At 66.0% G+C, this 23,528-nt stretch carries 19 protein-coding genes; 11 read left to right on the top strand and 8 right to left on the bottom strand.

Going from position 1 to position 23,528, the window contains the following annotated elements:
• Positions 1 to 11 precede the first annotated feature (11 nt).
• From M3I56_RS37475 to M3I56_RS37465, 3 genes are all read left to right on the top strand, one after another.
• Positions 12 to 1,511: a TAXI family TRAP transporter solute-binding subunit gene (locus tag M3I56_RS37475; protein ID WP_254358261.1), complete on the top strand. Its 1,500-nt coding sequence runs from the start codon at positions 12 to 14 to the stop codon at positions 1,509 to 1,511.
• Positions 1,512 to 1,590: 79 nt separating this feature from the next.
• Positions 1,591 to 2,244, top strand: coding sequence for a 2-hydroxychromene-2-carboxylate isomerase (locus M3I56_RS37470; RefSeq protein WP_254358259.1), 654 nt, complete (start codon positions 1,591 to 1,593; stop codon positions 2,242 to 2,244).
• 159 nt (positions 2,245 to 2,403) lie between these two features.
• Positions 2,404 to 3,414 (top strand): LysR family transcriptional regulator, encoded by a 1,011-nt coding sequence (locus tag M3I56_RS37465; protein WP_254358258.1) that lies wholly within the window; start codon positions 2,404 to 2,406, stop codon positions 3,412 to 3,414.
• 61 nt (positions 3,415 to 3,475) lie between these two features.
• On the opposite strand, the gene xdhC is transcribed toward M3I56_RS37465, so the two are convergent.
• The 3 genes from xdhC to xdhA are packed head-to-tail and all read right to left on the bottom strand — an operon-like array spanning position 3,476 to position 8,020.
• Positions 3,476 to 4,078, bottom strand: a complete 603-nt coding sequence (gene xdhC / locus M3I56_RS37460) for a xanthine dehydrogenase accessory protein XdhC (protein ID WP_254358257.1) — start codon at positions 4,076 to 4,078, stop codon at positions 3,476 to 3,478.
• A complete protein-coding gene (gene xdhB / locus M3I56_RS37455; protein ID WP_254358256.1) occupies positions 4,075 to 6,441 on the bottom strand; it encodes a xanthine dehydrogenase molybdopterin binding subunit in 2,367 nt (788 codons plus the stop codon). The genes xdhC and xdhB overlap by 4 nt, the downstream gene beginning before the upstream one ends.
• A 40-nt stretch (positions 6,442 to 6,481) precedes the next feature.
• Positions 6,482 to 8,020 (bottom strand): xanthine dehydrogenase small subunit, encoded by a 1,539-nt coding sequence (gene xdhA / locus M3I56_RS37450; RefSeq protein WP_254358255.1) that lies wholly within the window; start codon positions 8,018 to 8,020, stop codon positions 6,482 to 6,484.
• A 432-nt stretch (positions 8,021 to 8,452) separates the two neighbouring features.
• Between xdhA and M3I56_RS37445 the strand changes: the two genes are divergently transcribed.
• Positions 8,453 to 9,706, top strand: a complete 1,254-nt coding sequence (locus M3I56_RS37445) for an MFS transporter (RefSeq protein WP_254358254.1) — start codon at positions 8,453 to 8,455, stop codon at positions 9,704 to 9,706.
• Between the two features lie 83 nt (positions 9,707 to 9,789).
• Here M3I56_RS37445 and M3I56_RS37440 read toward each other — a convergent pair whose 3' ends face one another.
• The 3 genes from M3I56_RS37440 to aspT (M3I56_RS37430) all read right to left on the bottom strand — a co-directional run bounded on the left by M3I56_RS37440 (position 9,790) and on the right by aspT (M3I56_RS37430) (position 14,993).
• Positions 9,790 to 11,451, bottom strand: coding sequence for a bifunctional aspartate transaminase/aspartate 4-decarboxylase (locus M3I56_RS37440; RefSeq protein ID WP_254358253.1), 1,662 nt, complete (start codon positions 11,449 to 11,451; stop codon positions 9,790 to 9,792).
• A 74-nt stretch (positions 11,452 to 11,525) separates the two neighbouring features.
• Positions 11,526 to 13,211: an aspartate-alanine antiporter gene (gene aspT, locus M3I56_RS37435; RefSeq protein ID WP_254358252.1), complete on the bottom strand. Its 1,686-nt coding sequence runs from the start codon at positions 13,209 to 13,211 to the stop codon at positions 11,526 to 11,528.
• 99 nt (positions 13,212 to 13,310) lie between these two features.
• On the bottom strand, positions 13,311 to 14,993 hold the full coding sequence (gene aspT / locus M3I56_RS37430; protein WP_254358251.1) for an aspartate-alanine antiporter: 1,683 nt from the start codon (positions 14,991 to 14,993) through the stop codon (positions 13,311 to 13,313).
• Positions 14,994 to 15,223: 230 nt separating this feature from the next.
• Here aspT (M3I56_RS37430) and M3I56_RS37425 point away from each other — a divergent pair, with 230 nt between their 5' ends.
• Both M3I56_RS37425 and M3I56_RS37420 read left to right on the top strand, forming a co-directional pair.
• Positions 15,224 to 15,394 carry a hypothetical protein gene (locus M3I56_RS37425; protein WP_254358250.1) on the top strand — a complete coding sequence of 57 codons (171 nt, stop codon included), beginning with the start codon at positions 15,224 to 15,226 and terminating at the stop codon, positions 15,392 to 15,394.
• 185 nt (positions 15,395 to 15,579) lie between these two features.
• Positions 15,580 to 16,542 carry a LysR family transcriptional regulator gene (locus tag M3I56_RS37420; protein WP_254358249.1) on the top strand — a complete coding sequence of 321 codons (963 nt, stop codon included), beginning with the start codon at positions 15,580 to 15,582 and terminating at the stop codon, positions 16,540 to 16,542.
• Between the two features lie 101 nt (positions 16,543 to 16,643).
• Here the strand turns inward: M3I56_RS37420 and M3I56_RS37415 are convergent, their stop codons facing one another.
• Complete coding sequence (locus tag M3I56_RS37415) at positions 16,644 to 17,174, bottom strand: hypothetical protein (RefSeq protein ID WP_254358248.1); 531 nt, start codon at positions 17,172 to 17,174, stop codon at positions 16,644 to 16,646.
• 118 nt (positions 17,175 to 17,292) lie between these two features.
• Here M3I56_RS37415 and M3I56_RS37410 point away from each other — a divergent pair, with 118 nt between their 5' ends.
• A complete protein-coding gene (locus M3I56_RS37410) occupies positions 17,293 to 18,102 on the top strand; it encodes a crotonase/enoyl-CoA hydratase family protein (RefSeq protein WP_254358247.1) in 810 nt (269 codons plus the stop codon).
• A gap of 251 nt (positions 18,103 to 18,353) precedes the next feature.
• Entirely contained in the window at positions 18,354 to 20,171 is a 1,818-nt protein-coding gene (locus M3I56_RS37405) for a winged helix-turn-helix domain-containing protein (protein ID WP_254358246.1), read from the top strand.
• Between the two features lie 66 nt (positions 20,172 to 20,237).
• Here M3I56_RS37405 and M3I56_RS37400 read toward each other — a convergent pair whose 3' ends face one another.
• Positions 20,238 to 20,504 (bottom strand): hypothetical protein, encoded by a 267-nt coding sequence (locus M3I56_RS37400; protein ID WP_254358245.1) that lies wholly within the window; start codon positions 20,502 to 20,504, stop codon positions 20,238 to 20,240.
• A 359-nt stretch (positions 20,505 to 20,863) separates the two neighbouring features.
• On the opposite strand from M3I56_RS37400, the gene M3I56_RS37395 reads away from it, so the two are divergent.
• From M3I56_RS37395 to M3I56_RS37385, 3 genes are all read left to right on the top strand, one after another.
• On the top strand, positions 20,864 to 22,048 hold the full coding sequence (locus M3I56_RS37395) for an MFS transporter (RefSeq protein WP_254358244.1): 1,185 nt from the start codon (positions 20,864 to 20,866) through the stop codon (positions 22,046 to 22,048).
• 2 nt (positions 22,049 to 22,050) lie between these two features.
• On the top strand, positions 22,051 to 23,208 hold the full coding sequence (locus M3I56_RS37390; RefSeq protein ID WP_254358260.1) for an MFS transporter: 1,158 nt from the start codon (positions 22,051 to 22,053) through the stop codon (positions 23,206 to 23,208).
• Positions 23,209 to 23,374: 166 nt separating this feature from the next.
• Positions 23,375 to 23,528: helix-turn-helix domain-containing protein (locus M3I56_RS37385; RefSeq protein ID WP_254358207.1), on the top strand; the 154-nt coding region annotated here is incomplete at its 3' end.

The following is a 23,528-nucleotide window of genomic DNA, read 5'->3' as shown; positions in this document are numbered from 1 at the left end:
GCCCCACCCCGATGAAGTCCCGTACCGGCCGCAAACCTCCCCCCCGTCTCGTCGCGCGTTTCGTGGCGATCTCGTGGCGCGACCTGGCCGTCACGTTCGGTCCCATCCTGCTCGTGAGCGCGGCGGCCATCTGGCTCGCGGTGCGCCTTATCCAGCCTGCGCCGCCCAGCACGCTCACCATGAGTGCCGGGCCCAAGGGCAGCACCTTCTGGAACGCCGCGGAAAAGTACAAGGCCATCCTCGCGCGCAACAACATCACGCTGAACGTGCTCGAATCGGAGGGCTCGGCGCAGAACCTGCAGCGTCTCGCCGACCCGAAGTCGAACGTCGACGTCGCATTCGTGCAGGACGGCCTCGCGAGCAGGGTGCCAGGCGGCCTCGTCTCGCTCGGCAGCGTGGCTTACGTGCCGCTCGTGGTGTTCTATCACGGCCCCGTCGCCACGCGCCTCTCGCAGTTCGAAGGCCAGCGCATCGCCATCGGCGCCGAGGGCAGCGGCACGCGCGAGCTTGCGCTCAACCTGCTCAAGGCGAACGGCATCGAGCCCGGCGGCCCGACCAGGCTCCTGCCGCTTTCCGGCGACGACGCCGCGCGCGAACTCGTGGCAGGCAAGATCGACGTCGCCATTCTCGCGGGCGACTCCGCGCAGCCGCCCGTCATGGGACGCCTCATGCGCATGCCGGGCGTGCGCTTCTTCGACTTCGTCCAGGCCGACGCCTACGCGCGGCGCTTTCCGTACCTCACGGCCATCACGATCCCGATGGGCGCGTTCGACTTCGGCCGCAACCTGCCGGCAGCTCCCCTGCACTTCATTGCGCCCACGGCCGAGCTGGTCGCGCGCGACTCGCTGCATCCCGCGCTCTCCGACCTCCTGATCGAAGCGGCCAAGGAAGTGCACGGCCGCTCCACACTGCTGCAGCGCGCCGGCGAATTCCCCGCGCCGCGCGCCCAGGACTTCCCGATCAGCGCCGACGCCGCGCGCTACTACAAGTCGGGCAAGAGCTTCCTCTACCGCGTGCTGCCCTTCTGGGTAGCGAGCCTCGCCGACCGGCTCGTGGTGCTGCTCGTGCCGATCATCGTCGTGCTGATTCCGGGCATGCGGATCGTGCCTTCGCTCTACGCCTGGCGGGTAAAATCGCGCATCTACCGCTGGTACGGCTCGCTCATCGCACTCGAGCGCGCCGCGATGGCCGACAACTCGTCCACCGAGCGCCGCGCGCTGATCCGCCAGCTCGACAAGATCGAGGAGTCGGTGAACGGCATGAAAATGCCGCTTGCCTATGCGGAACAGTTCTACGTGCTGCGCGAGCATATCGGCTTCGTGCGCGCGCGCCTCTCCGGCACGCGCGAAGCGCCGGACGCAGGCGTTGCCGCTGAAGACGAGCAGACAGCGCAAAGCGCCGAAGCGGCAGAGGCGCCGCAAGGCGGGGGCAACGACGCAGGCACAGCGGGGACAGAGGCGAGCCATGCAAACGAAAGCGGCGGCAATGAAACAGGCGAGCGCACGCATTAGCGCCGCTGCACGCATTTTGAACCGAACAATAGGCCATGCAAGCAATGGCCCGGATATCGCCACAGAGCGGAGGAACAGCATGATCGACGGCATCGACGCCAGCCAGCCGGCCTGGTTCTACGACTTCGTGTCGCCGTTTTCGTATCTGTTGCTGGAACAGCATGACAAGTGGCCCGGCTTCAACTTCGTGCCGACGCCCGTGCTGCTTTCCGAGCTATACCGGCACTGGGGCCAGCCGTTCGGTTCCGCGGTCCCGGCCAAGCGCGTCTTCACGTACCGGCACGCGCTCTTTCGCGCCGAGCAGCTCGGCATTCCGTTCAAGATGCCGCCCGCGCACCCGTTCGACTCGGTCAGGCCGATGCTGCTCGCCATCGCGGCGGGCGGCGACTTCGCGTGCGTGCGCGAGATTTTCCGCTTCATCTGGCGCGAGGGGCGCGACCCGTCGAGCGACGAGGGCTTCGAGCAGCTTTGCGAGCGCGTGGGCATTCCACACGCCGAGTCGCTGATCGAGGAAGAAGCCGTGCGCGCGCAGTTACGCCGCAACACCAACGACGCAATCGCAATGGGCGTGTTCGGCGTGCCGACCTTCTGGATGAACAAGCAGCTCTTCTGGGGCGAGGACGCCTTGCCGATGGTGCTCTACTGCGCGCGCAGCCCGAACTGGCTCGACTCGCGCGAGGTCAAGCGCATCAGCACGCTGCCCTCGGGGCTCGCGAAGCCGGTTACCGAGTGACGGGCAACGCGCCGCGGAACCATCCAAAGCGCGTCCTTCTGATGCCGGTCATGCCGCGCGCCCTATGGCGGTGGCGCGCGAGCAGGCATATGGTTACGGGTGAATCCGTGCGCGCAACGATGTGCGTCTGCGCGCACGCGCCCTTGCCCGCCACACCCCATGGACGACGATAACGCCCTCACCCTCGACATCTGGCTGGTGCGCGTGCTGCGCACGCTGCTGGTCGAGCGCAGCGTCACGCAGGCCGCGCTGCGCCTGAACCAGACCCAGCCCGCCATCAGCACGGCATTGCGCCGGCTGCGCGAGATCCTGGGCGATCCGATCCTCGTGCGCGGCAAGGCAGGCATGGTGCCGACCGAGTATGGCGAGTCGCTATTGCAGCACGCACAGCGCGTGCTGCGCGACGTGGAGTTCGTCGCCACGCCGCACGGCGACTTCGACCCGGAGCGCTCGAAGCGCACGTTCCGCCTCGCCGCCCCCGACTACCTCAACGACTTCTTCATGCCGACGCTGATCGCGCGCTTTCGCGAGACGGCGCCGGCGGCACGGCTGGAAATCCTCTCGCTCTCGCCCACGCTCGACCATCACGGCGCGCTGGACTCGGGCGAGCTCGACATCGTGATCGGCAACTGGCCGAAGCCCGAGGCGCGTTTCGCGCGCAGCGACCTCTTCTCCGACAAGGTCGTCTGCATGATGCGCGCGGACCATCCGCTCGCGCGCCGCGAACTCACGCGCGAGGCGTATCTCGCCGCGCCCCATCTCGCGCCCACGCCCTATACGGGCTCGCATGCGAGCGCAATCGATCTGGGGTTTGCGAAGGCGAAGGCCGAGCGCCGCATCGTCGCGACGCTGCCCTACTTCGGGCTCGTGCCGCAGGTCTTGCTGCAATCGGATCTGATCTTCACGACGACACGGCGCTTCGCGCAGCATTACGCGGGGCTCATGCCCATCGCCGTCGTCGAGACGCCGTTCGCGTTTCCGCGCATTCACTGCTACCAGATGTGGCATCCGCAGCCGGACCGGCCAAGCGATGTGGGATGGCTGCGCGGGTTGATCGAAGCGGTGTCGGGAGCGTTGACCACTGAGCGCGACACGAAGCGCGCCGGGGCGAAGAAGGCCGCGAACGCGGCCAGCGAAGCGACGCCCACGCCGCCGCTCGAAGCGGCCTGAACCAACGCAAACGGGCGCCCTCGTCATCGAGGCGCCCGTCTCGCTTGCGAGGCTCGTGGAATCAGGCCCGCTCGAGCGCGACCGTTCTCACCACCGCCGGGCGCTGCGCCACCCGCATCTGCATGAGTTGCGCGGCGACCGCCACCGCGATCGACGAAGGCGCCTTGTCGACGATCCCCGTCACGCCGATCGGGCACGTCATCTCGTCCAGGCGCTGCGCTTCCACCCCGCGCTCCATGAGCCGCCGCTCGAACTTCACGCGCTTCGTTTTCGAGCCGATGAGGCCGAACCACGCGAAATCGCGCCGCCGCATGATGCGCTCGGTCAGCTCGAAGTCGAGCGCGTGATTGTGCGTCATCACGAGGAAGTAAGCGCCCGCCGGCGCTTCGTCGACGATGGCCGCCGGCGTGTCCGTCGCCTCGATCTGCACGTTGGCGGGCACTTCGTCGGGGAACAGTTCGTCGCGCTCGTCCACCCACTGCACGACACACGGCAGCATGCCGAGCAGCGTGACGAGCGCGTGGCCCACGTGGCCGGCGCCGAACAGGACGATGTGCATCGGCCCGTAGTGCGGCACCGGCGTGCTGCGGCGGCCGATGATCACGCGCCCGGCTTTGTCCAGATGCGCATCGACGCGCACGCAATGTTCAGGATCGCGATTCATTTCGCAGCCCCCTCGCGCGCCATCGTCCGCACCGCGCGCACGCCCTTGAGGATTTCCTCGGCGGTGGCCGGCGCATTCATCGGCGGATTGAAGCGGTAGTCGGCCACGCTCGCCACGGCGTCGCGAATCGCGAAGAACACCGAGAACGGCAGCAACAACGGCGGCTCGCCCACGGCCTTCGAGCGGTGGATGCTGTCTTCTGCGTTGCGGTTCTTGAAGAGCCGCACGTTGAATTCGGCCGGCGTGTCGTTCACGGTCGGAATCTTGTAGGTGGACGGCGCGTGCGTCATGAGCTTGCCGTCCGGCTTCCACCACAGCTCTTCCGTGGTGAGCCAGCCCATGCCCTGGATGAAACCGCCCTCCACCTGGCCCACGTCGAGCGCCGGATTCAGCGACGCGCCCACGTCGTGCAGCGCATCGGCGCGCAGCACACGCATTTCGCCCGTGAGCGTGTCGATCACGACTTCCGATACCGCCGCGCCATACGAGTAGTAGTAGAACGGCCGTCCGCGCAGCGTGGCCTGATCCCAGTACAGCTTGGGCGTGGTGTAGAAACCATCGGACCAGAGCTGGACGCGCGCAAGATAGGCCTTCGACACCAGCGTCTCGAACGGCACGATCGTCTCGCCCACGATCACGGACTCGTTGGCGAAGCCCACGTCGGCGGCGCTGATTTCACCCTTGCCGTACGTGGTCGCCGCCAGCGCGGCGAGGCGCATGCGCAGCTGGCGTGCGGCGTCCTGGGCCGCCTTGCCGTTCAGGTCGGTGCCAGTCGATGCCGCCGTGGCGGAGGTGTTCGCGACCTTGCTCGTGTCCGTGGCGGTCACGCGCACACGGCCGAACTCGATGCCCAGCTCATGCGCCACGACCTGCGCGACCTTCGTGTTCAGTCCCTGGCCCATTTCGGTGCCGCCGTGGTTCACGAGCACCGAGCCGTCGGTGTAGATGTGAACGAGCGCGCCCGCCTGGTTGAAGTGCGTGACGTTGAACGCGATGCCGAACTTGACCGGGGTGAGCGCGATGCCCTTCTTGAGCACGTCGTTGTTCGCGTTGAATTCGCGAATCGCGGCGCGCCGCGCGCGATAACCGCTCGTTTCCACCAGCTCGTCGATCAGCTCGTGAATGACGTTGTCCTCCACGACCTGGCCATAGGGCGTCTCGTTGTTCTGCGTCTTGCCGTAGAGATTGCGGCGGCGCACGTCGAGCGAATCGAGGCCGAGCGTGCGCGCCACGTCGTCCATGATGTATTCGATCGCGAACGCGCCCTGCGGGCCGCCGAAGCCGCGAAACGCCGTGTTCGACTGCGTGTTGGTCTTGCCGCAGAAACCGGCGATCGACACGTCGGACAGCCAGTAGGCGTTGTCGAAGTGGCAAACCGCGCGCGTCATCACCGGGCCGGAAAGGTCCGCGGAAAAGCCGCAGCGCGAGGTCATGTCGACCGACACGCCTTCGATCGTGCCCTGGTCGTCGTAGCCCACTTCGTACGTGTAGTGGAAATCGTGACGCTTGCCCGTGACCATCATGTCGTCGTCGCGGTCGGGGCGCAGCTTCACTGGGCACAGGAGCTTCCAGGCGGCGAGCGCGGCGCAGCAGGCAAAGAGGCCCGACTGTGATTCCTTGCCGCCGAAGCCGCCGCCCATGCGGCGGCACTCCACGAGCACGTTGTGCGAGGCGACGCCCAGCACATGCGCGACGAGGTGCTGCATTTCGCTCGGGTGCTGCGTGGAGCACCACACGTGCATGCCGTCGTCGTCCTTCGGCACCGCGTAGGCAATCTGGCCTTCGAGGTAGAACTGCTCCTGGCCGCCCAGCAGCATCTCGCCTTCATGCCGATGCGCGGCGCGCGCCGCGCGCGTGGATGCCTCGCCGCGCGCAAGCTTCATCGGCGGCAGCACCGACTGCTGCGCGGCGCGCGCCTGCTGCGCCGTGAGCACGGCGGGCAGCTCTTCGTACTGCACCTCGGCGCGCCGGGCGGCGAGGCGCGCCGTGTCGTGGGACGTCGCCACGACGATGAACATGGGCTGGCCCACGTACTGCACGACGCCATCGGCGAGCACCGGATCGTCGTGGATGATCGGGCCGCAGTCGTTCACGCCGGGAATGTCCTCGGCCGTGAGCACCGCCACGACGCCAGGCGTCGCGCGCACTTTCGCGAGGTTCATGGAAACGATGCGGGCGTGCGGCTTCTGCGAAAGCCCGAGCGCGGCGTGCAGCGTGCCCGCCACGACCGGAATGTCGTCGGTATAGGTGGCGCGCCCGCTCACGTGCAGATGCGCGGATTCGTGCGGGCGCGATACATGGACTTGCGCGAAGGGCTCGCGTGCCTTGAGTTCGTCCAGGAACGGTTCGGCTTGCTGGTTCATTGTTTCGTTCTCCGTATGTCTCTTCCGATTCCTGAGTGTCTCAAGCGATTTCTGCGGCTACGTTGCGTACATTGAGCGCTCGCGGCGCAAGCGGGTTATGCGGACGCGTTTCGAGCCAGAAGCGGTACAGCGTGTTCTTCGCGGCTTCGAGCCGGTAGTCGCTCGTCGCGCGCATGTCGGACAGCGGCGCATAGTCCTTGCCGAGCGCGATCATCGCGGCCTGGGCCGTGGCTTCGTGCCATTGCGCATCGGTGAGCAGGCCTTCCGCGTGGCTCGCGCGCTTCGGCGTCGCGGCCATGCCGCCGAAGGCAATGCGCGGCTCGCGGATCACGTCGCCATCGGCGATATAGGCGAAGGCGGCGCACACGGCTGAGATGTCCGAGTCGAAGCGCTTCGAGACCTTGTAGGTGCGAAAACGCAGGTTCGCGCGCGCGCCGGTGCGCGTGGGCACCTTGAGCGCGAGCACGAACTCGTGCTCGGCCATGTCCTTCTTCTGGTAGGCGAGGTAGAGGTCTTCGAGCGGCATTTCGCGCTCGGTGTCGCCCCCGCGCAGCACTACGCGCGCGCCAAGCGCGATGAGCCCCGGCATCGAGTCGCCGATGGGCGAGCCGTTCGCGACGTTGCCGCCGATCGTGCCCGCGTTGCGGATGGGCAGCGAGGCGAAGCGCTGCCACATCTCTTCGAGTTCCGGGTAGTGCTTCGCGAGTTCCGCATAACCGCGCTCGACGCTCACGCCCGCGCCGATCTCGATCCACGCATCGCTCACGTCGACGCGGCGCATCGCATCGACCTGGCCCACGTAGACGATGTCGCCAAGTTCGCGCATTTGCTTCGTGACCCACAGGCCGATGTCGGTGCTGCCCGCGAGAATGCGCGTGTTGGGGCGCGCGGCCTTGATCGCGGCGAGCGCGTCGACGGTGCGCGGCGCGTCGTATTGCTGTCCGCGGCTCTCGTAGTGGAAGGTGTCCATGCGTTCGAGCGTGGCGAGCGTCTGGGCGAGCGCCTTCACGTCGATGGGCTGCTTCGGCGCGTCGGCCTGGAACATCTGCTCGGCGGCGTCGAGGATCGGCCGGTATCCCGTGCAGCGGCACAGGTTGCCCGTGAGCGCATTGGCGATCTCGTCGCGCGAAGGCACGCTGCACGCGCCCTTGGCGGCACAGGCGTGATTGGACTGCCCCGCGTGCTCGTGGCCATGCTTCTCGTAGAGCGCCCACATCGACATCACGAAGCCCGGCGTGCAAAAACCGCACTGCGAGCCGTGGCAGTCGACCATGGCCTGCTGTACGGGGTGCAGTGAGCCGTCGGGCTGGCGCAGGTCTTCGACGGTGAAGAGCGCCTTGCCGTCGAGCGTCGGCAGGAACTGGATGCAGGCGTTGACGGCCTTGAAGCTCATGCCGCCCGCCTCGTTGCGCTCGCCCACCACGACCGTGCAGGCGCCGCAGTCGCCTTCGGCGCAGCCTTCCTTGGTGCCAGTGCAGCGCGCGTCTTCGCGCAGGTACTGGAGGACGGTGCGGGTGACGCCCGCGTCGCTGACTTCGCGAATCGCGTTGCGGTGGTAAAAGCGGATCGGCTGGCTCATGGTTTCTGGCTCGTCGTTGGCTGCGGCTCGCAAAAGGCGTGTGCCGCTCGAGTGGACGGTTCGAAAACTACCACTGCCAATATTGGCAACCCATAGCTAGAGGACCATGGGGAATATATCGTTGGATCGATAAATCGGCGTGCTGCGGTGCGCCTGTGCTTATGTTGAAGCGTCTCGATTGCGCGATTTCGCAGCAGATTTGCGAATATCGGACATATTCGACTGACTAATTGCCAGTTCAGATGCCAATATCTCGGCCAACGTCGCGCAATGTGACTGAATCTTCGCAGGCCGGCTCTCGGACGCAAAAGGCCATAATCAGCTCAGAAAACGCGTGTTCCGCCGGCCGGAACGGCTTTTCGGTTTCTGCATAAAAACCGGTTCCATGGGACAATCACGCCTTTCCCGCCGTTTTCCATCCGCATTTTCCCCATGTCCGCTGATTTGGCGCCCCCGCGCAAAGCCGCGTCGACGACCCTGCAGATCATTCCGGTCGTCTTTTTCACCTTCCTCTGCTACCTGACGATCGGCATTCCGCTCGCCGTGTTGCCGGGCTACGTGCACAACGACCTCGGTTTCAGCACCGTGGTCGCGGGCGCCGCGATCAGCGTGCAGTACGTCGCCACGCTGTGCTCACGCGCGCTCGCCGGCCGCTCGGCGGATACGCTCGGCCCCAAGAAAACCGTGACGATCGGCCTGACGATCTGCGGCGCGAGTGGCGTACTGCTGCTGCTCGGCACGCTCGTCGATCACTGGGCCGGCCTCTCGCTCGCGCTGCTGGTGGTGAGCCGCCTGATGCTCGGCTGCGGCGAAAGCCTGTGCGGCACCGGCGCGATCCTCTGGGGCATCGGCCGCGTGGGCACCGCGCACAACGCGAAGGTGATCTCGTGGAACGGCATCGCCACCTATGGCGCACTCGCGATCGGCGCGCCGCTGGGCGTCGTGATGGCGCATGCCCTCGGCTACTGGATCCTCGGCATTTCGGTCATCGCGATGGCCGCGCTGGGCTTCTGGCTCGCGCGCCCCATCGCGCCGGTGCCGATCGTGCACGGCGAGCGCATGTCGTACCGCAGTGTGTTCACGCGCGTGCTGCCGCACGGCATCGGCCTCGCGCTCGGCTCGGCGGGCTTCGGCTCCATCGCAACCTTCATCACGCTGTTCTACGCCGCGCGCCATTGGCCCAACGCCGCGTTCACGCTCACGGTGTTCGGTCTGATGTTCATCGGCGCGCGCCTGTTGTTCGCCAACACCATCAAGCGCTTCGGGGGCTTTCGCGTCGCCATCGTCTCGTTCTCGTGCGAATGCGCGGGCCTCTTGCTGCTGTGGCTCGCGCCCACGCCGCAAGTCGCGCTCGCGGGCGCGGCGCTCACCGGCTTCGGCTTCGCGCTCGTGTTCCCGGCGCTCGGCGTCGAGGCGGTCGGGCTCGTACCGCCCGCCAGCCGCGGCGCCGCGCTCTCGGCCTACTCCGTGTTCCTCGACCTCTCGCTGGGCATTACCGGCCCGCTTGCCGGCTATGTGGCGAATCTGTTTGGGTATGGGTCGGTGTTCCTCTTCGCCGCCATCGCGGCGGCCTCCGCCGTGGCGCTTTCGGTTTCGCTTCATCGCAAGAGCGTGCGTGCGCACGCCGCGCAGGGTGCACAACACGCAAGCGGCGCCAGCACGCCCGCCGGGCAACAAGCCGAATAAAAAACCGCACCCGGCAAACCACGCCGGATGCGGCCCGGACTTCAGACGAACTGAAACTCGCGGCGGCTGCGCGCCGCCTCGGCTTACTTCTTCACCGCAGTCGGATCGAGCTTCTTGCCCGTGGCCTCGTTATAACGCTGCACATATTCCTCGGTGAGCTTGCGCACCGCGCGGCCGATCTTGCGATAGTCCGACTCGTTGAGATTTGCGAGCGACACGCGGCCCGACGGATGCGGCGTGCCGAAGCCCTTGCCCGGCAGCAGCACGACGCGCGCCTCTTCCGCGAGACGGAACAGCAGTTCGTTCGGCTTGACCTGCTTGAGCAGCCAGTCGACGAATTCGCGCCCGAAGCGCTTCTCGCCCATGTATTCCATGTCGAGGATCGTGTAGTAGTCGACCTGGTTCGGATCGCCCTCGCCGTAGGGCACGCCCATTTCCTCGAAGAGCGCGCGCTTGCGGTTGCGAATGAGGCGCTTGAGCGCGTTCTTGTACGCGTCGGGCGTGTCCATGAGCGAGAACAGCGAGAACAGCACCATCTGCACCTGCTGCGGCGTGGAAAGACCGGCAGTGTGGTTCAGCGCGACCGTACGGCTGTCGGCCACCAGACGGTCGATGAACTTGAGCTTGTCCGGCTGAGTCGTGATCGACTCGTAGCGCTTGTGCAGTTCCTTCTTCTCGTCCTTCGGCAGCTTCGCGAGCGTGTGGTCGAGCACGTTGTCGCGATGCGTGGCGATCGCACCCAGACGCCAGCCCGTCGCGCCGAAGTACTTCGAATAGGAGTACACGAGAATCGTGTTCTTCGGCGCGAGCGCGAAGAGCGAGACGAAGTTGTCGGCGAAGGTGCCGTACACGTCGTCGGTCAGGATGATGAGATCCGGACGCTCCTTCACGATCTCGGCGATGTATTCGAGGCTCGCGTCGTCGATCTTCACCGAAGGCGGGTTGCTCGGGTTCACGAGGAAGAACGCCTTGACCTTCGGGTCGCGCAGCTTGTCTAGCTCCTTCTTCGAGTACTGCCAGTTGTTTTCCACCGTGGCGTTCAGGTGCACCACGTTGAGTTGGTAGTCGTTGAGTTCCGGAATCTCGATGTACGGCGTGAAAATCGGCATGCCCAGCGCGATGGTGTCGCCTGCCTTGATGAGGAAGTTCTCGCGCATCGTGTTGAAGATGTACGTCATGGCCGCCGTGCCGCCTTCCACGGCGAACACGTCGAACTCGCCGACGAACGGATGCTTGCCGACCATCTCGCGGCGCAGGTACTGCCCGACGATGATCTCCGAAAGCTTGAGCATGCGGTCCGGCACCGGGTAATTGCAGGCGAGAATGCCTTCGCACATCTCATAGAGGAAGTCGCCCGCCGAAAGCCCCAACTGGTCGCGCACATACGACACCGCGCCCGCGAGGAATTTGATACCGGGCTGCCCCTTGCTCTCGCGCACGAAGAGGTCGAAGCGCTCGACGATGCCGTCGCGCTGCGGGAAGCCGCCCACACCCTCGGGCATGTAGGCAAACGAGCGCTCCGACTCGCGCATGGCGAACAGGCCGAGTTGCCAGAAGCCGTGACGCGGAATCGTGGCGAGGAAGTTGGGGTTGCCGCGGCCCGCGTTGAGCATCGCGAGATTGGCCGGGCGCGCGGTCGCACCGCCGCCGGCCGCCTTGATGAGTTCGTCCTTCAGTTCGAACGGGCTCAGTGCATCGAGACCCGACTTTTCTTTCGCGCCGTTACCCTTCGCTTTCGTTGCCATGGTGTTCTCCATTGGAAGACGTTGCGCGTGCCGCGCGCCGTTTGCTTCCTTGCGCAGCACACATTGGGTTCATGTCATGCGAGACCGACCACGAGCGGCCCAAGCAGCGTGAGCAACACGTTCGCGATCGCGTAGGTAATGGCGAAAGGCACGGTGGGCACCGCGCTCTCCGCCTTGTCGAGAATGCCGCCGAAGGCCGGGTTTGCGCTGCGCGAGCCGGACAGCGCGCCCGCCAGAATGGCCGCGTTGTTGTACTTGAGCACGTAGCGGCCAAACAGCATCGTGAGAATGAGCGGCACGATCGTCACCACGACGCCGAGCAGGAAAATGGTGAGGCCGCTCTGCTTGACGGTCACGACGGCCTGCAGGCCCGAGTTCAGCCCCACCACCGCGACGAACGCCGCAAGCCCGAAGTCCTTGAGCAGTTGCGAAGCCGCGGGCGGCATCACGCCGTACATGGGGTGCTTGCCGCGCATCCAGCCGAACACGAGGCCCGCGAGCAGACAGCCGCCGCCGGATCCGAGCGTGAGCGGAATGCCGGCCACGTTCACCACGATCAAGCCCACCAGCAAGCCGAGCACGAGGCCCACGCCCATGTAGATGAAGTCGGTCTTGTTGCTGTACGCGAGTTCATAGCCGGCGGCCTGCACGGCGCGCTTCGTGTCGGTGGCCGTGCCATAGATCGTCACCACGTCGCCGTGCTCGAGCTTCGTCTCAAGCAGGAGCGGCACGGGCTGGCCCACACGCTCGATCTTCTCGATGTACACGCCATGACGCAGATCGCGGTCCACGTTCTTGCGCACTTCGGCAATCGTCGTGTGGTTCATGCCCTTCTTCGTGAACACGAGCTGGCGCGTTTGCATCACGAGGCTCATGCCGCCCGAGTCCGGCACTTCCGGCCCGATCAGCGCGCCCACTTCGACCATTTGCTCGCGGCGGCCCACCACCAGCACGACATCGTCCCGGCTCAGCACGAAGTCGGGGGTGGCGTCGAACATCTTGCCGGCGCGGCGAATCTTCTCGACCGCCACCAGGTCGCTCTCGGCCAGCTCGATCTGCTTGACGGTCTTGCCCGCGGCGTTCTCGACACGGAACACGCGCCCGAACAACTCGGGCAGCGCCGTGATCTGGCCCGGCCCCGCGGCGGCGTTGCCACCCGACATTTCGCGCTCGGCGTCCGCGGAGGCGTCCTTGAGGCTGCGGCCCATGAACTTCGGCAGGATGTTCACGCAGACGATGATCGCGCCGAGCGAGCCGAACACATACGTGACGGCGTAGCCGATCGCGACGTCGGCCTGCATGGCCTTCACCTGGTCGGGCGGCAGCCCCAGGCGCGCGATCGCGTCGCCGGCCGTGCCGATGATGGCCGACTGCGTCATGCCGCCCGCCGCGAGACCGGCGGCCAGGCCCTTGTTGAGGTGAAAGAGCTTCGCGCAAATCAGCACGGTGGCGAGACCCGCCAACGCCATGAATACCGCCATGGCGATTTCGCGCAGCGTCTTGCGGTTGAGCGAGTTGAAGAAGCCCGGGCCGGAGTCGTAGCCCACGGCATAGATGAAGACGGCGAACATCACCGACTTCACGCCGTTGTCGACGGTCACGCCCACCTGGCTCACGACGACGGCCGCGAGCAGCGAGCCGCCCACGCCGCCTAGCTGGAACTTGCCGAAGTTGATCTGGCCGATCCAGTAGCCAACGGCCAGGGAGAGAAATAGCGCGATTTCCGGGGATTTGTGAAAGATGTCATGTAGCCATTCCATCGTGTCCTCGCTTTGGGAAAGAACCCCCGTTGCTGCTGGGGACGGCCGGCAATGGAACACCGCCGGTCAAATCGAGCCGAAAACGCCAGCCAAAACTCGTCAACCAAACTTCGCCGCGAGCCCCACCACCACGGGACCCATGAGCGGCAAGAGGATGTTCGACAGCGCGTAGGTGATCGTGTAGCCGATCACCGGAGTCGAGTTGCCGGCTACGCCGACGAGCGCACTGATCGCCGGCGTGCTGCACTGCTGGCCTGCAATCGCGCCGAGCAGCATCGGCGCTTCGAGCTTGAGGAACATGTGCCCGATCCAGAGTGAAAGGAGCCCGGGAATCAGCACCATCAGAATGCCGGCGAGCGGCAGCGCGAGACCGTACTCGCGCACGAGCTTGATGGCGTCGGGGCCGGCAGAGAGCCCGACGGCCGCGATGAAGGTGGCAAGACCAAAGTCCTTGAGCACCTGCGCGGCGGCCGAGGGCAGCGAGCCCACCACGGGGAAATGCGAACGCAACCAGCCGAAAAACAGACCCGAAAGCAGGCACCCGCCGCCTGTGCCGAGCACCAGCGTGACGCCGCCCACGTTCACGCCGAAACGCCCGATCATCATGCCGACCAGCACGCCGAGGCCCAGATAGACGAAGTCGGTCTTCTGCGTCTGCTGGATCACGTAGCCAAGACGCTTCGCGCCGCGCGCGACGTCGCTGGGCGTGCCGACCAGCGTCAGCACGTCGCCGCGATGCACGACCATGGCGGGCAAGGCGGGCACTGTGGTGTCGAGCCGCGTGATCGCGCCCACGTAGATGCCGCGGCCTGCTTCCGGCGCGGCGCGTTCGCGCATTTGCGCGAGCGTGAGGCCGTTGACGTCGCGCTGCGTGACCATCACGTCCACGCGTTTGGCGAGCAGCTTGAACAAGCCCTCGCCCGGCATCTCTTCGCCCAGACTGCTTGCCGCTTCGATCACGGCTTCGCGACGCCCGGCGATCAGCACGATGTCGCCCGGCTGCAGTATGGACTGCGCGTTGGCGTCTAGCTGGCGCCCATCGCGCAGCACGTACTCGATCGTGACGTTGTTGCCAAAGCGCGCCTCGAAGGCGGCGACTGCGACGCCGGCCGCGGGGCCCACGTTGAACGCGCGACCTTCGAGCGGCGCAAGCGCGAGCCGTTGCCCTTCGTCGAGCGCGCCGTCGCCGCCGAGCTTGCGATACAGGCGCGCGGCCTCTTCGCGCAGGTTCACGCGCAGGATCAGCGGGGCGATCTGACTCGTGAAGAGCACGATGGTGATGAGGCCAAAGAGGTAGCTCACGCTGTACGCGGTGACGATATGCGCCTGCAGCGTGCTCACCTGGGCGTCGGTCAGGCCGAGCCGCGTGATCGCCTCGGAAGCCGTGCCGATCACGGCCGATTCGGTCGCCGCGCCCGCGAGCAGGCCCGCCGCCGTGCCCGCATCGAGCTTCATCACGACGACCGCGATCATGATGAGCGCCATGACCGAGACGATCTCGACGATCGAGAGAAGTCCGTAGCGCCAGCCGCGCCCGACGTTCGCGAAGAACTGCGGACCGCCCGTGAAGCCGAGCGCAAAGATGAAGAGTGCGAAGGCAATGTTCTTGAGGTCCGGCGAGATGCGCGCGCCGGTTTGCCCGAGCACGAGCGCGACGATCAGCGTGCCGCACACGCCCCCGAGGGAGATCGGCCCGAAGCGGATCGAACCAATCAGATAACCGAGCGCGAGGCTCACGAACAGGGCAATCTCGGGTTGCGACTTCAGCAATTCGACGATCATGTCTGGTCTGCCGATTTACGTTTTAGTTAGCCCGAAAGGATGCTCAAACAACGAGCGGCAATGCACATTAAATAACATGCAATGCTAATGCCGGTCGTTATTTTCTCCATGCGCAATCATTCCTTCACGCAGCAAAAGAATCAATGCACGCTTAATGCCGGCTTGTCAATTACGAGGAATTCACAGACCGCAATGCCTCACAATCGGCCGCAGGCAAAGGTGGATCCGCCATGAATCTGGCAGTTCTGACAGATATCGGCGACTTGTGCGAATTACGCAAACACGTTATCCGCAATGCACAATATATTGATAGTGACAAAAACGCACAACGCACTCCTCACTCAATACATGCCGATTGCGTATTGGATCTTTTACAAGCAAGAAATACTGCCGTGTGTTGAGATAGATATTGTAATTCTCACCGACTGTCAATATTATTTTTGTTAGATTCCCGCAATCGTCGATCGCAGTCGTCCATTCGAAGCACATTGACCAGAACAACGCGACACACCGCTTCGTCCCTCAACTTCGCCAGCAGTTGCGGTGCCCCTCAACCGGTCCATGCATCGAGCATACGAGGCTACACATGAACCAGATACACGCCATGCGCGTCTTCGTCAGGGTTGCGGAAACCGAGAGCTTTCGTCGCGCCGCGCAGCAGCTCGACGTCTCCAACGCGCTCGTCACGCGCTCCGTCGCGATGCTCGAGGCACACCTGAATACACGCCTGATCAATCGCACCACGCGCAATCTCGCGCTTACCGACGCAGGCCAGCGCTACCTCGAAGGCTGTCGTTGCGTGCTGGAGGAACTCGATCATCTGGAGCGCTCACTGGCGCACACGGAAAACGAGCCGAGCGGCACGCTGCGCGTGGTCGCCGCGGGCGCGCTCTCGCTCGCCACGCTCACGCCGCTCATCGACGGTTACCGGCGTCTGTATCCGCGCGTGAACGTGCGCCTCACGCTCGCCGAACGGCCCGTGGATGTCATGGAAGACGGCTTCGACGTGGGCATCGTCGGCGCTACGCCCGCACGCAACGGCGAGTGCGTGGAGCGCGCGCTCGGCACCACGACGTTCGTCCCCTGCGCGGCTCCCGAGTGGCTCGCCGAGCACGGCGAGCCGCACACGCCCGAGCAGCTCGCGCAGTGCGCGGCGGTCGCGCTGCCTCCCGAGGAGCGCAGCGCGACGTGGCAGTTCGCGAAGCCCGGCGAGCGTGCCCAGCAGGTCACGCTGCAGCCCGGCTACGCAGTCAACAACATGCTGATGGTACGGCTCGCCGCGCTGGCCGGCATGGGTGTCGCGATCGTGCCCGCGCCGCTCGTCGCAGACGACTTCACCGCGGGCACCTTGCGCCGGCTCCTGCCCGACTACGACATCGACGATCCCGACGCGCGCATGTCCATCGTCTATCCGAGCCGCCAGTATCTGCCGGCAAAGACGCGCCGCTTCGTCGACTACACGGTCGAGCATTTCGAGCACGCGCGTCATGCATCGCCCATGCCGGCGAGTGCCACTGGCGCACCCAGCCGGCCGCTGAGCGTGGCGTGAGCACACATCGGGCGCGCGTAGCGTGTGTGCCCGATGGTTTGAGAACATGCCGACAAGCGAGCGCGCCGTTAGCGAACATGCCGTTCGCGCGCGATGGCGCATCAGAGCCGGGGCGAGCTGCCGTCGACCGGAAGCAGCACGCCCACGTCGCCCGCGCCGCACAGCTCGCGCAGCAATGCCGCTTCGCGCTCGTGCACTTCCACGGGTAGCCACAATGCCCCCGCCCACGCGAGGTAGCGCGCGCGATGCTGGCCATTGCGAAACGCCACCACGCCCTCGTGCGCGAGTCCGAACCATCCGGCCAGCCCCGCCACGCGGCGTTTGCTGATCGTCACATAGGGCATCTGCGGCACGCGCTCGTTGTCCGGATCGAGAAACTCGCGAATGCCGCGTATTTTGCCGCTATGCCAGTCGTCGACGGGCTTGAGCACATAGTCGGTGTCGTCGCGGTCGGCGCAGAGAAGCAGCCTGTGCAGATCGACGATCACGACGACGTGGCGCGTGCCGTCAGTCGTGAAGACGCGCTTGAAGCGCACATGGTCATACGCGTCGTGGTCGGGCAACGGGACAGTCCACAAGGGTCCACAAGCGGGATACGGCGAGGAATCCGAAACGGAGGTGATGCTGGACATGGACGTCGATTGCATGCGTGCGGTGGGGAAAACGTAGTTCAGGAAATTAAACCGGCCTAAGCTACGGATGAGCCGTTAAATTTTTATGACGAATGCGGGGCGCATCGAGGACTGACACATGACGATCGAAACCTTCGGCGAGCATGTCCGTATCGAAACTCAAGAGCGTGTAGCAATTCTCGTGCTCGACCGCCCGGCGCAGCGCAACGCCATCGACAGGCCCGTGGCGAACGCACTCGCTGCCGCCTTTACGCGCTTCGAAGAAAACCCCGCGTGGCTCGCGGGCGTGCTGTACGGCGCGGGCGGCACCTTCTGCGCGGGCGCGGACCTCAACGCGCTAGCCGACCCCGAACGCCGCAATGAAATTCACGCCAACGGCAGCGGCCTAGGCCCGCTCGGCCCCACGCGCATGTCGCTCAGCAAGCCCGTGATCGCGGCGATTTCTGGCTATGCCGTGGCGGGCGGGCTCGAACTTGCACTGTTGTGCGACTTGCGCGTGGTCGAAGAAGACGCCGTGCTCGGCGTGTTCTGCCGCCGCGTGGGCGTGCCGCTCATCGACGGCGGCACGGTGCGCCTGCCGCGCCTGATCGGCCTGTCGCGCGCACTCGATCTGATCCTCACGGGGCGCGCCGTCGATGCGCAGGAAGCCCTCGCATTCGGCCTCGCCAATCGCGTGGTCGCAAAAGGCGGCGCGCGTCAGGCCGCCGAGAAACTTGCCGCGCAACTCGCGGCGCTACCGCAAGCGGCGCTGCTCGCGGACCGCCGCTCGGCGCTCGAACACAGCATGCTGCCCGACACTGCCGAGGCGCTGCGCCGCGAAGGCGCGCTCGGCTATCGCGCGGTGCTCGACGAAGGGCTCGCGCTCGCGGCGCGCTTCGCGGCCGGCGCGGGCCGTCATGGTGAACCGCTCGATCCACGCGAACCGTAGTCAGCTAAACGAAAATCGCACGCGAACCTCGCGACAGTCGATTGAAGTGTCGATGGCCACCGTGCGCGGCGCTTGACGCTTGAAGGCGCACGCGCGACCCGCTACATTGAAACTGATCCGCGCCGCTGCCCCCACCCCTGTCCCTGCCGCCATGTGTCATGACGCTGAGTACGCCTGCGTCTAACGGCAATCTTCAGACGAACCGCCCAGGCGCCCCCCCTTCCCTGATGCCGCATCACGGGAGAGACCTCATGCCGACGGATCGAATCATCCGCTTCGCGGACTTCGAACTCGACGTCGAGCGGTACCAGTTGCGCCGAGAAGGTGCGGAGGTCCGGCTGGAGCGGTTGCCCATGGATCTTCTGATCCTGCTTGCCTCGCGCCACGGCGAGCTGATATCGCGCGCGGACATCGTCGACCGGCTGTGGGCCGGCAGCCCCTTTCGCGACACCGACAACGGCCTGAACACGGCGATCCGCAAGATCCGCATCGCGCTCGCCGACGACCCCGCCAATCCGCGTCACCTCATCACCGTGAAGGGCAAAGGCTACCGGTTCGACGGCATCCTGCCCGAGTCGTCCGAGGTTCACGGTGCGTCGGCTGCCGCGCGCGACCCGCACGCGTTGCGCGAGAGCGAGCACGCGCCGCCCGCCGTCCGCATGCTGGTGCTGCCGTTCACCAACCACACAGGCGACGCGAGCCAGGACTGCCTGTGCAGCGCGCTCGCCGACGAGATCTCGGTCACGCTCGGCGCGCTCAACCCGGAGCGCCTGCTCACGATCGCGCGCACCACGGCAGCGCGTTACCGCGCGACGCAAAAGAGCATCGGGGAGATCGCGCGCGAGTTGAAGCTCGACTACGTGCTCGAAGGCTCGCTGACGCGCGCGGGGCAGCAAACCCGCATCCTCACGCGTCTGATCCGCTGCGCCGACGAAGCGCAGATCTGGAGCCGCGCGCACGAAAGCGCCACGCAAGGCGCGCTCGACATCCTCAAGGAAGCGGTCGCGGCGCTCGCCGAGAACCTGGCCTCGACGCTTTCCGAGCAGCAGCGCACGCGCCTCGAGCGGCGCCTGCCCGTCGATCCCGCCGCGCACGACGCGTATGTGCGCGGGCGTTTCTTCTGGTATCGCCGCGTGCATTTCGAAGCGGGCTTTTGCGCGCATCACGGCATCGACGGCGAAGACTTCGTGCGCAGCCGCACCTACTTCGAGGCCGCGCTCGAACACGACCCGAGCTATGCGCTCGGCTACACGGGCCTTTCGAACTACTACGGATCGACAGTGGTGCATGGCTTCGTCGCGCCCGACGATGGCTGGCCGGTCGCGCGCTCGCTTGCCGAAAGCGCGCTCGAACTCGACCCGGACCTACCCGAGGCGCATCACGCGCTCGCGGCCGTGCGTTACTTTTACGACTGGGACTGGGACCAGGCCGAGGCCGGCTTCAAGGCTGCACTACGGCGCAACCCGAGTTACCCGGAAGCGCATCGGCTCTATGCGCGCATGCTGGTGGCGGCGGGACGCCGCGCCGAAGGCGACGCCGCGATGGAGCGCGCCGAACGCATCGATCCGCTGGCGTTCCAGGGGTCGCGCGCGTTCGGCATGGTGATGTCGGGCAGGCATGCGGAAGTCGTCAGCGAGTATCTCGCGCCGGGGCACATGGACCATCCGCCGCTCGTCTATCAGTTGCTCGCTACCGCGTTCGAAGTGAAAAAGCTGTACGCGCAGGCGGTGGATGCCACCGTGGAAGCGCTCGAACGCTGCAACCAGCAAGCGCGCGCGACCACCATTCGCGCTCGCTGGGAAACGGGCGGGTATGACGCGGTGCTGCGCTGGTATCTGGGGGACCTGCTCGCGCGGCGCCGGGCCCGGTACACGTCGCCGCTGCTCATCGCCGAGGCCTACGCGCGCCTCGCGCAGCCAGACGAGATGTTCCGCTGGCTCGAAACGGCGCTGGCCGAGCGCAGTTCGCGGCTATGCGAGTTGCGCACCAATCCATGGTTCGCGCCCTGGCGTCCAACGGGGCGCATGCGGCTCATCGAAAAACATATTGGCGGCGGCCCGACACGCTGAGCGCCTGGCGCAGGTCGCGAGAGCGCGTCGCGTCGCCGTCCTGATACGTGGGTCTGTCTTGTCGACTCAGTTACCGTGATAGAGCCCTTCGCTCAGCGCCTTCTGCTGGCCCGATTGCTCGGAGCGCACCAGGTCCTGATAGACCTGCGCGTGCGTGAGCGCCATCGGCGCGCCCGAAGCGCCTGTCGACATCGGTGCGCCGCCCACGTCCTGCGCAACCGGCGGCGTGCTGGCCCGTGTCTGGTCGTCGCTTTGCGACTGCGCCAGCGCGCTACCTGCGAATAGGACGGCCGCTGCGGCCACCGCGATGCGTACTGTGGTCATCGTCTTCATGTCATCGCTCCAGGAGGGTTGCGCATATTCGTTTCCGTCATGCGCGGGACGGACGACGCGAGGGCGGCGCCCGCCGGCGGGCGGGCCGGATGGCGGACGGTTTCGCTCGTTGGATCGTGTGGGTATCGTGCTGCCCGCGAGCGCGTTGCGCCATGCACGTAACCTGTAGAAATCGTCAAGAAAAATGAAGGAACGGTGAACAGGGGCCGGCGAGAAAAGCTGTTGTTTTCCCAACAGCATTGAAAATGCGTGCCGTATGCGTTGTGTCCGGTTTCAGTACAATTCCGCGTTGACTTAAATAAGACGGCTTCGCGCGTAGCCCACTACCGCCCGCCGCTGTCCTGCGCCGAACACACGCCATGCCCTTGCCTCTTCTCGCCCTTGCCGTAGCCGCCTTTGGTATCGGTACCACCGAATTCGTCATCATGGGCCTGCTGCCCGACGTCGCGCGCGACCTGAGCGTCTCGATCCCGGCGGCGGGCATGCTCGTCTCGGCCTATGCGCTCGGCGTGACGATCGGCGCGCCCATCGTCGCCGTCGCCATTGCCAATGTGCCGCGCAAGCAGGCGCTCATGCGCCTGATCGGCATCTTCATCGTCGGCAACCTGTTGTGTGCGCTCGCCCCGAACTACTCGATCCTGATGGCCGCGCGCATCGTCACCGCGTTCTGCCACGGCGCGTTCTTCGGCATCGGCTCGGTGGTCGCGGCCGGACTCGTGGCGCCGAACCGCCGCGCCCAGGCCATCGCGCTGATGTTCACGGGCTTGACGCTCGCGAACGTACTGGGCGTGCCGCTCGGCACGGCGCTCGGCCAGATCGCCGGCTGGCGCACGACGTTCTGGGCCGTGACGGCCATCGGCATCCTCGCGGCGGCGGCGCTGCAGGTGTACCTGCCCGCGAAGATCGAAATGCAGAAGGCGAGCCTCGTGCATGAGTTCGGCGTGCTGAAGAACCCGCAGGTGCTCATGGTGCTCGGCATGAGCGTGTTGGCCTCGGCCAGCCTCTTCGCGGTGTTCACCTACATCACGCCGATTCTCGAGGACGTGACCGGTTTCTCGCCGCACGAAGTCACGTTCGTGCTGCTGCTGTTCGGCCTTGGGCTCACGGTAGGCAGCACGCTGGGCGGCAAGCTCGCCGACTGGAAGCTCATGCGCTCGCTGCTCACGTTCCTCGCCATGATCGCTGTGGTGCTCGCCGTGTTTTCGCTGACGATGCACGACCCGATCGCGGCCATGGCGACGATCTTCGTGTGGGGCATTCTCGCGTTCGCGATCGTGCCGCCGTTGCAGATCCTGATCGTCGACCGCGCGAGCGATGCGCCCAACCTCGCCTCCACGCTCAATCAGGGCGCGTTCAATCTCGGCAATGCGGGCGGCGCGTGGATTGGGGGCGTGGCGATCAGCGCGGGCGCACCGCTCACGGCGCTGCCGTGGGTGGGCGTGGCCACCGCTTTCGCGGCGCTCGCGCTCACGCTGGTTTCGGCGCAAATCGAGCGGCGCGCGCGCCGCCGCGTGGCGATTTCCGCGCCGACTTCCTGCGCGTGACGGTGAAAACCGTCCTCACCCGTGACTTTCTCGCGCTGATCCTGAGCGTGGCCGTGGTCGGCCTGGGCTCCGGCGCGACGCTTCCGCTCACTGCCGTCGCCCTTACCGACGCCGGCTACGGCACCGCCATCGTCGGCCTGCTCACTGCCGCCCAGGCGCTGGGGGGCCTCGCCGTCGTGCCGTTCACGGCATGGATCTCCACACGCTTCGGCTCGCGCCAGGTGATCGTCGGCTCGGTGCTGACCGTGGCCGTCGCGACTGCGCTAATGCAGGCAAGCGCCAATCTATGGCTCTGGGCGCTCCTGCGCATGCTCTGCGGCGCGGCGCTCATGCTGCTCTTCACGATCGGCGAAGCCTGGGTCAACGAACTCGCCGACGATTCGAACCGCGGCCGCGTGGTGGGCATCTACGCGACCACGTTCACGCTGTTCCAGATGTCGGGCCCGGTGCTCGTGAGCCAGATCGCGGGCTATACGGCGTGGCGCTTCGCAATCTGCGGCGCGCTCTTTCTCATCGCGTTGCCGATGCTCGCGGCGATCCGCACGAGTCCGCAGCACACCGACATGCACGAGCCGCACGGAAGCTGGCGTCACGTGATGCCGAAGATGCCTGCGCTCATCGTCGCCACCGGCTTTTTCGCGCTGTTCGATACGCTCGCGCTGTCGCTGTTGCCGCTCTTCGCGATGGGTCACGGCGTCAACACGGAGGTCGCCGTGCTGTTCGCCTCGGTCGTGCTGCTCGGCGACACGACCATGCAATTCCCCATCGGCTGGCTCGCCGACCGGCTCGGCCGCGAGCGCGTGCATGCGCTCATGGGTGTGATTGTCGCGGTGCTGCTACCGCTTTTGCCCTTCGTCGTCGAGACGCCCTGGCTGCGCTGGCCGCTCCTCTTCGTGCTGGGCGCGGCGGCGGGCTCCATTTATACGCTTGCTATCGTTGCGTGCGGCGAGCGTTTCGAGGGCGTCGCGCTCGTTTCCGCCAGCGCGCTCGTGAGCGCTGCGTGGAGCGCGGCGAGCTTCGGCGGTCCGATCGTCACCGGCGCACTGATGGAGCACGCGGGCCACGACGCCATGCTGTGGGTGCTGTTTGCGGGCGCACTGGTGTTTCTCGGCGCGCTGCGCTGGGAGCGCTCGCGAGGATTGGCGCAAGCGCGCGCATAGGCGGGTGGGTTACTTGCTTACTTGTGATCGTGTCGGTATGCCAGCGTTGCCCCTGTGCGGGGCGGCACCTCCTTTCTTTGCAGCGGTGTACAGACCGGAGACATGATTGACAGGTGTATGGGGACATGGTTGACACTTTTGGGCAACCCAACGCCCGAATCCATCCATGCCCTGGAATGTAAAAGACACCATGAGCCTCAGACAGGAATTCGTCAGTCTGGCAGCCGCACAGAGCCTGCCCTTCAGTGAGCTGTGCCGGCGTTTCAACATCAGCCGCCAGACCGGCTACAAATGGCTTGAACGCCATCGCGACGAAGGCC

The sequence above is a fragment of the Paraburkholderia sp. CNPSo 3281 genome (assembly GCF_024206515.1).
GTDB lineage: Bacteria > Pseudomonadota > Gammaproteobacteria > Burkholderiales > Burkholderiaceae > Paraburkholderia > Paraburkholderia nodosa.
Note: the sequence above shows the minus strand (reverse complement) of the source record. Positions and strands in the feature narration are given on the sequence as shown.